This window comes from Aquitalea sp. S1-19 (assembly GCF_024343515.1).
Genome location: NZ_RJTZ01000033.1, coordinates 20,852 through 28,167, shown reverse-complemented (window position 1 = coordinate 28,167; position 7,316 = coordinate 20,852). Strand labels below are relative to the sequence as shown.

Below are 7,316 nucleotides of genomic sequence, written 5' to 3'. Positions count from 1 at the left end.
GTTGCAGCCGCGTGCATTTGATGAGTGGAGTGCTGGCGTAGAAGAGGCAACGCGCAGCACCGGGACGGTCGGCATTGATGTTGTGCGGGTGAAGTCACTGATCGATGCGCTGCTGCGTATGCCCGGTTATCACGGCATACGTGAGCAGCAGAAACAGTTGCTCATGCTCGCGAGTGAACACTGGCGCAAACATCGTAGCTCGCCGTTTCCAGTCGAGGTTGGGCACCTTCCGTATATCGACAAGTCATTCGCGTGTTACGCGAATCCGGCCTTGTGCCTGGATGGGCTCGTTCACATCATGCTGACCGCACCCGCACCCGCACCCGCACCCGCACCCGCACCCGCACCCGCACCCGCACCCGCACCCGCACCCGCACCCGCACCCGCACCCGCACCCGCACCCGCACCCGCACCCGCACCCGCACCCGCACCGAAGCCGGATTGGTTTTGACTGTCGTCACGCGTAACAGTCATGTGACGTGTTACGAAGCTACGCTCCGGTATAAAACAAGTGTCTACACGGGATATGTTCAACATGATTTGGAGATATCCGATGAAAAAAATCCCCCTAACGCTGGAAACCGTACTCGACGCATGCGCACTGTTTGAGACGCAAAGTCGCCAGCTTTCCGTGCGTGCCATGCGAGATCACTTAGGTGGCGGCGCACAAGAAACGATCACGGAGGGTCTGCGTGTCTGGAAGAAAAAGAAAGAGTCCGAGCAGTCACTTATCGAGATTGACGAACCCGTGGTCAAGGCGTTGATCGCATGGGCGCAAGGGCAGCGCACGCGTGCAACTGTCGAATTGCGGTTGGAGGTTACGGAACTGCAGAGGCGCTTGCTCGAAGCGGATGAAATGAGCTCGCTCTGGTCTGCTGAAGTTGAAAGCCTGGGGAATGAACGGGATCTGCTACGTCAGCAGGTTGCCTCGTTGTCAGCCATCGCTCAGGAGCGGAAAGAGCAATTGCTGAGGCTTGAGGCTCAGCACGATGCACTGGTTGATCAAGTTGGTGACTTGCGGCGGCAACTGCGCATGAAGAAGGATGTTGGTAGCTGAATCGTTGTGCAGATGTGCTCGGCGATGGGAGAAGCCGCTTTGGCCGCATTTCGGCCAAAGCGGACAACTACAGGCATGGATGAGCATGACCGCTACCGCCCCAAAGCCGCCGTTCAACGTCACGGCTAGATAGCCGTAAGTCCTGGTTTCCGTAGCTGCTGGCGCATGATTTGCTGCTTTCAGAACCTCTGAACACCCATCACCGTTGATTGAAGCCTGTTACACGAGAATACCAATGACAAATGGCCTGATTTCATGGTGTTCAGGTCCAATAATGCCTGTCAGCCATATCATTTGATATACCGACCTGCGTGTCCGTATAGGGGGAGCGATTTGAGCCGTGCCAACAGCATGGCGGAGTTTTTATCCGTCGCGAACAACCCTAAGTACTCAGAATCCTTTGGTCATCGGTTAAAGTCCGATATGGCCAACCAATAAAATCAACGGCTTACAGATTTTTCCGTAAGCCGTTTTTCATTTCTGAAAAAGTTGTAGGGCTATTGTAGGGGGGGAAAGAGCTATCCTACCCTTGGCAGGATAGCTCCATGATTAGAACCATCATGTCCAGTGGCGGCAAGTATATTGTGGACGGATGTGGCGGATGACGAAGAAGCGGGCGGGTTCGATATCGAGCTGTTTGCTGATGTCTTCACCGATCAGGGCGAGTGGCGCGTGGCAATGTCCGCACAGGCTGCTTTCCCGCTCGTGGCACACATCGATCCGTTCCAGATGCACGGGCCGCGCCTGACGAGCGGCATGTGCACGTGTACGCGGGGTGTTTGCCATTCTTCAGCCGTGTCGCACGGCTCCAGTGCCGGCTCGACCGTCGCGATGTATTGCAGGGCGTCCTGGTCGAACAACTGGCACCGCTCGATGTTGTGCGCTTCGCTGCTGCGACCGAAGCGCAGTTGCTTGAGGCGGGAACGATCGCGATTGGTAAAAACATACCAAACCGGCTAACTCTCTACGCAGGAGCATACATTTAAAAATGTATTTAAAGTACAATATTAAAGTCCTGTTGATTGCCGTGAGCCTCTCCGTGCGCTTGAATGCCTTTACCGATTACTGCCTTCGCACCCTGATTTACCTTGCCGTACAGCCAGAAGGACTCGCGACGCGGGCTCAAATCGCGGCGTCTTACGGCATATCTGACAACCACCTGATGAAGGTGGTGCATTTTCTTGGAAAAATAGGCCTGATTGAGACGCTACGTGGACGGGGGGGCGGCATGCGTTTGGCACGTCCTGCTTCAGACATCCGCATTGGTGCGCTCGTACGTTTATGTGAGGAAGATGCACCGATTGTCGAATGCTTCGAAGCGGGTGGGGGGAGTTGCAAAATCGATGGGATGTGCATGCTGAAACATGCCCTCTTCGAGGCGCGCGAAGCGATGTATGGCGCACTGGATCGCTACACTTTGGCGGATTTGAGTGCCAATCGTGAAGCGCTGACAACTCGGCTGGGCCTGTCTTTCCTGTCTTCGAAAACTTGAACCGTCAGTCTCTCTCACGCCGTATCAGGATGGATGTATCAGTTCTTCTAAAGCGGGGAAGAGCTCCCTTTCCTCAAAACGGACATGGGCTTCCAACCGCTCCCCGAATGCTAGTAGGGCAGCCAACTTGCCTGCATGTAACTGTTGCATCAATGCGCGCAACGTTTTGTGGTCATCCGAAAATAGGTTAGCAAGTCGTGGCAAGTGCACGAGATATTGGGCAAACATAGCCTCTTCGGCATCAAAGTGTGCTTCCAGTTCGGTCAAAAATGCCGCGCTTGGCCATACCTCCTGCACGTCCGTGCTGCTGTTACTTCCCTTAATGCGTTTAGCCTGCACCAGTGCTGTATGGTGTTCACGGGATAAATGAACAAGTTTTGAACTGCGTCTCATTGTTAGCTCCTGCGGCAGAACGTTAAACATGTAAATATTTTACATGTTTAACGTTCTGCCGCATAATGCGCATGGGAAATGCATCTTTATATTGCATATATGGTGTTTCCGTTCGGCTGCACGACACCCGTGTAGTGCATTGCTTTGCCGCAACTAGCCTTTAAAGGAGAAACATGATGGCTCATGACTGCTCTATCCCCGTTATCCAGAACGGTGTCTATATTTTTGATGCGCGCGGAATCGCCAGACGTTTCCGCCATGCGGCTATTTTCGGCGCGCTGAACGCTTTGCAAGCAGGCGAGACGATGCGCTTCTGCAACGATCATGATCCGCTGCCCCTGCTCGTACAGATCGAACAATTCTTTGGCCAACGGGTTCAGACGACCTACGTCCAGCGCGAAGCGGACAAAATTGTCATCGATTTTTGCATACAGTCCTGATCCCATCTTGGCTGCGCCGGCCTCAACGCAAACCGGCATAAACAGCTTGGCAAGCAAGCGCTAACGACAAGATGCGCCGTCGGACCGTCGCATGACTGCTCTTGCAGCTCTAGCGTGCCGCTACCATGCCCGTCAGGCGGCGCACTTGTTTGGTATTTCGTTGTTTGATTTTGTGGAGACCCCACCATGACACACATACAAACCGCCCCACTTATTGACGCAACTCAGGCTATCGGTCAGATCGCCGTCGCACTGCCCGGTTCAACGGCTATTTTTCGCCGGCTCAAGCTGGACTATTGTTGTGGGGGCCAGATCAGCCTGCAGCAAGCTGCCAGCAATAAGGGGCTGCTAGTTGAACCCATACTTGCCGAGCTGGCATCGTTGCAACGCGGCGAGACGGTTTCACAATTCGGTAGTGCGACCGAGTTGGTCGATCACATTCTTGTGCGCTACCACGAAGTACATCGCGCCCAACTACCCGAACTGATTGCACTGGCCAAGCGCGTAGAAGCCGTACACGGTGAGCACCCGGAAGTCCCCGCTGGTTTGGCGCGACTTCTGCAAGAAATTGAAGACGAACTGCTGCAGCACATGCAAAAAGAAGAGCAAGTGCTGTTTCCCATGCTCAAAGCGGGAGGCAACCCTTTTGTTGTTCACCCGATCGAGATGATGCGTAGCGAGCATGTCGAGCATGGTGCAAATCTGGAGCGACTTGCTGCGCTGACGCATGACATGACCCCGCCGCCAGATGCCTGCACAAGCTGGAATGCACTCTATGCGGGGCTCAGGCAACTTGGCGATGATCTCGTCAACCACATTCATCTGGAAAATAATGTGCTGTTCCCGCCGTTTGAAGCGGCCGCGGATGCCAGCACCGGTTGCGGCCCGCACGGTTGCGCATGTAGCGGGAATTAAAGCATGCGCCCACGCCGAGCATCCGTGTCAGTTGCCACCCCTGTTGTTTCTGTAAAGCCCGATGGGGTGGTTGCATCGTTCCGTTGGCTAGCCATGGCACCACACCGTGCAGGATTCTTCCTTGGCGGCAGCGTGCTGCTGTTAGCCATGTTTTGGTGGTTACTGGAATTGGCGGGGCGCACCCGCGGCATTAGCCTGTCATCGCTACCGGCAAGCTTTCTGCACGGCCAATTGATGCTGGGTGGTTTTTTTCCGCTATTCATGCTGGGCTTCATTTATACGGCAGGGCCGAAGTGGCTGGGTGTCGCATCGCCGACAACCGGTGTATGGCTAGCAGCGATCGGGATGTATGCGCTAGGTAGCGCCAGTTTGGTGCTGACCGTCCGCCTGCCCGTGCTATGGCCATTGGCCAGTGTATTGCAGGCACTCGCTTGGTCAGGAGCCTGCCTGATCTGGGTAGGGCGTATCCGAGCGAGCACCATACCAGAGCGCCAGCATGCAATCGTGATTTTGGCTGCCTTTACATTTGGTGCCGTCGGATTTTGGCTCTACGCCTTTGCTGCGGCATACGCGCAGTGGCAATTCATCGCCAGAGCAGAAGCCTTGTTGTTGTGGGGCATGCTGTTGCCGGTGTTTCTGACCGTCTGCCACCGCATGCTACCATTCTTCTCCGCCCATGTACTGCCCTCCTACCTAGCATGGCGACCCCGCTGGTTGCTGTATGCGCTGATCGGTGGCGTATGGTTGCACGGATTCTTGGCATTATTGCGGATCGACACTTTTCCGCTTGATATGGGGCTTGCCGTATTACTGCTTTACACGAGCTGGCGCTGGAAGTGGTATCAATCGTTGCAAGTACCGCTACTTGCCATGCTTCACATCGCTTTCTTGTGGGCTGGGCTTGGTATGATGTTGCTTGCTCTGGCAACCGCTCCATTTTCCACACCGCTAGCGGGAAGCGGCTATGCCGCATTACATGCCTTAGCGCTGGGTTTCATGTTGTCGATGCTGCTTGCCTTCGTGACCCGCGTTACGCTTGGGCACTCCGGGCGGGCATTAATCGCAGGAAGGATGACATGGACACTATTCTGGCTGCTGCAAGTTATGACAATACTGCGTTTGCTGGGTGAATGGCTGCCCGAGCTGCGTACACCGCTATTACTCACTACTGTTGCGGGCATCGTGTTGGCGTTCGCACTCTGGTCTGCCCGCTATTTGCCTATGTATCTGCAACCACGAGCTGATGGTCAGGCCGGCTAAGATGAACGAGTCCCGCTGATTGGTTTAACCAATACAGCGGGCGTTGCGCGCTTCTGTACGGTGAGACCTCCACTACGCCCCATCTCGGCCAGTTCCTGGCCGGGGCATGACTGGGTCGGGCCCCATTTAACACGCATCCGTGCTGCGTTCTCGTCGCGGTAGCATAAGACAGTGCATCTGCAAGTCAGGCCTCAGTACTATCGCGCCAATGTCCCCACGTGATCTGTTCCGGCATCCGTCCGATAACAGGAGGCAAGATGATGATATGGATTCTACCCGGTGGGGGCAGGCGCAAAGGCGAGGGCATGGTGATGGTGGAACTAGGCCGAAATGGCTAGATCATTTGCCGCTGTGGCTCGCGAACTAGTTATAAGTAAGTGCCCGCCTTAGCCATGCGGCGAATGTGAAACTGTTTGTCATGACCCTAAGCTTAGCTTCATTAAGATTAATGAACTGCGAAACGAGGTGTCCCATGACTGACAGTTCTGCAGCCAGACGCGAGGCGAATTTCGTACTGGCATCCAGCACATTTGCCTTCACCATCTGCTTTGCCGTGTGGATGATGTTTGCGGTTCTGGGTATTCCAATCAAGAAGCAGCTTGGGCTTAACGAAACCGAGTTCGGTCTTTTGGCCGCGATGCCCGTGCTGACCGGTTCGCTGGTACGCGTGCCGCTGGGCATCTGGACCGACCGCTATGGCGGGCGCATCGTGTTTTTCCTGTTGATGCTCTCGACCGTAATTCCGATCTGGCTGATGAGTTATGCCACGCATTACTGGCACTTTTTGCTACTGGCCTTATTCGTCGGTCTAGCCGGCGGCTCATTCTCGGTAGGTACGCCTTATGTGGCGCGTTTTTTCCCCAAAAATCGCCAGGGTCTGGCCATGGGCGTGTTCGGTGCCGGCAACTCGGGGGCGGCGCTGACCAAATTTGTTGCTCCGGCATTGATTGTGTCTGCTGGCGGCAGCTGGACCATCGTGCCCAAAGTGTATTCGGTGGCGATGCTGGCAACGGCTGTGTTGTTCTGGATTTTTTCCAGCAGCCGCCCCGAGCATAAAGTCTCGGGCAGCATCAGTTTTTCCGACCAGATGAAGATGCTGAAAGACCCGCGGGTCTGGCGCTATTGCCAGTACTACTCGGTGGTGTTTGGCGGCTATGTGGCCATTGCGCTGTGGATGACCAAGTACTACATCGGCGAGTACGGTTTCGATATCAGCCATGCCGCGTTGCTGGCAGCCTGTTTTTCCTTGCCTGGGGGCATGCTGCGGGCGCTGGGAGGCTGGGCATCCGATAAATACGGCGCATACAAGACAACTTGGGCTGTGATGTGGGTGTGCTGGGTCTGTTTTTTTATCCTGAGCTATCCGCAGACCAGTCTGACCATACAGACGGTTAATGGCCCCCAGTCTTTCCATATGGGCTTAAGCCCCGTGCTGTTTACTGTACTGATGTTCACCGTCGGTATTGCGATGGCAGTGGGCAAAGCTTCGGTGTTCAAGTTTATTTCGGATGATTTCAGCCAGAACATTGGTGCCGTGTCCGGCATTGTCGGCCTTGCCGGTGGTTTGGGCGGTTTTGTGTTGCCTATCCTGTTTGGCGTGCTGCTGGATCTGACCGGCGTGCGGACCTCCTGTTTCATGCTGCTGTACGGCACCGTCTGCGTCAGTCTGGTTTGGATGCACTTCAGCTTCCGTGCCGAAAGCGTGGCCTATGGCGAGGATATTCTGGCCGAACAAAAACTTCATCATCAACATAACTAA

The 7,316-nt window shown here is 55.0% G+C and carries 9 protein-coding genes; 6 read left to right on the top strand and 3 right to left on the bottom strand.

Features of this window, described 5'->3' with window-relative positions; translation table 11 throughout:
* Window positions 1-451 (top strand): hypothetical protein (locus tag EGI20_RS07100; RefSeq protein WP_498630820.1); only part of this gene is annotated, 451 nt, incomplete at its 5' end.
* 102 nt (window positions 452-553) lie between these two features.
* Window positions 554-1,057: a DNA-binding protein gene (locus EGI20_RS07095; protein WP_498630818.1), complete on the top strand. Its 504-nt coding sequence runs from the start codon at window positions 554-556 to the stop codon at window positions 1,055-1,057.
* A 558-nt stretch (window positions 1,058-1,615) separates the two neighbouring features.
* Here EGI20_RS07095 and EGI20_RS07090 read toward each other — a convergent pair.
* Window positions 1,616-1,792, bottom strand: a complete 177-nt coding sequence (locus tag EGI20_RS07090) for an IS66 family transposase zinc-finger binding domain-containing protein (protein ID WP_498630816.1) — start codon at window positions 1,790-1,792, stop codon at window positions 1,616-1,618.
* A gap of 253 nt (window positions 1,793-2,045) precedes the next feature.
* On the opposite strand from EGI20_RS07090, the gene EGI20_RS07085 reads away from it, so the two are divergent.
* Window positions 2,046-2,549: an RrF2 family transcriptional regulator gene (locus EGI20_RS07085; RefSeq protein ID WP_498630814.1), complete on the top strand. Its 504-nt coding sequence runs from the start codon at window positions 2,046-2,048 to the stop codon at window positions 2,547-2,549.
* A 24-nt stretch (window positions 2,550-2,573) separates the two neighbouring features.
* Here EGI20_RS07085 and EGI20_RS07080 read toward each other — a convergent pair whose 3' ends face one another.
* Both EGI20_RS07080 and EGI20_RS07075 read right to left on the bottom strand, forming a co-directional pair.
* The gene (locus EGI20_RS07080; RefSeq protein WP_498630812.1) at window positions 2,574-2,942 is read right to left on the bottom strand and encodes a hemerythrin domain-containing protein; all 369 of its coding nucleotides are present in this window, start codon (window positions 2,940-2,942) and stop codon (window positions 2,574-2,576) included.
* An 86-nt stretch (window positions 2,943-3,028) separates the two neighbouring features.
* Complete coding sequence (locus EGI20_RS07075) at window positions 3,029-3,439, bottom strand: hypothetical protein (RefSeq protein ID WP_498630810.1); 411 nt, start codon at window positions 3,437-3,439, stop codon at window positions 3,029-3,031.
* Window positions 3,440-3,568: 129 nt separating this feature from the next.
* On the opposite strand from EGI20_RS07075, the gene ytfE reads away from it, so the two are divergent.
* The 3 genes from ytfE (at window position 3,569) to EGI20_RS07060 (ending at window position 7,316) form a co-directional block, all read left to right on the top strand.
* Window positions 3,569-4,297, top strand: coding sequence for an iron-sulfur cluster repair protein YtfE (ytfE, locus tag EGI20_RS07070; RefSeq protein WP_498630808.1), 729 nt, complete (start codon window positions 3,569-3,571; stop codon window positions 4,295-4,297).
* A gap of 24 nt (window positions 4,298-4,321) precedes the next feature.
* Window positions 4,322-5,557, top strand: coding sequence for an NnrS family protein (locus tag EGI20_RS07065; protein WP_498630807.1), 1,236 nt, complete (start codon window positions 4,322-4,324; stop codon window positions 5,555-5,557).
* Window positions 5,558-6,029: 472 nt separating this feature from the next.
* Complete coding sequence (locus EGI20_RS07060) at window positions 6,030-7,316, top strand: MFS transporter (RefSeq protein ID WP_498630805.1); 1,287 nt, start codon at window positions 6,030-6,032, stop codon at window positions 7,314-7,316.

What these genes read in the sequence shown, in the direction of transcription:
- EGI20_RS07095 (WP_498630818.1), top strand. Translation starts at nt 554, where the DNA reads ATGAAAAAAATCCCCCTAACGCTGGAAACCGTACTCGACGCATGCGCA.
- EGI20_RS07085 (WP_498630814.1), top strand. Translation starts at nt 2,046, where the DNA reads ATGTATTTAAAGTACAATATTAAAGTCCTGTTGATTGCCGTGAGCCTC.
- EGI20_RS07080 (WP_498630812.1), bottom strand. Translation starts at nt 2,942, where the DNA reads ATGAGACGCAGTTCAAAACTTGTTCATTTATCCCGTGAACACCATACA.
- ytfE (WP_498630808.1), top strand. Translation starts at nt 3,569, where the DNA reads ATGACACACATACAAACCGCCCCACTTATTGACGCAACTCAGGCTATC.
- EGI20_RS07060 (WP_498630805.1), top strand. Translation starts at nt 6,030, where the DNA reads ATGACTGACAGTTCTGCAGCCAGACGCGAGGCGAATTTCGTACTGGCA.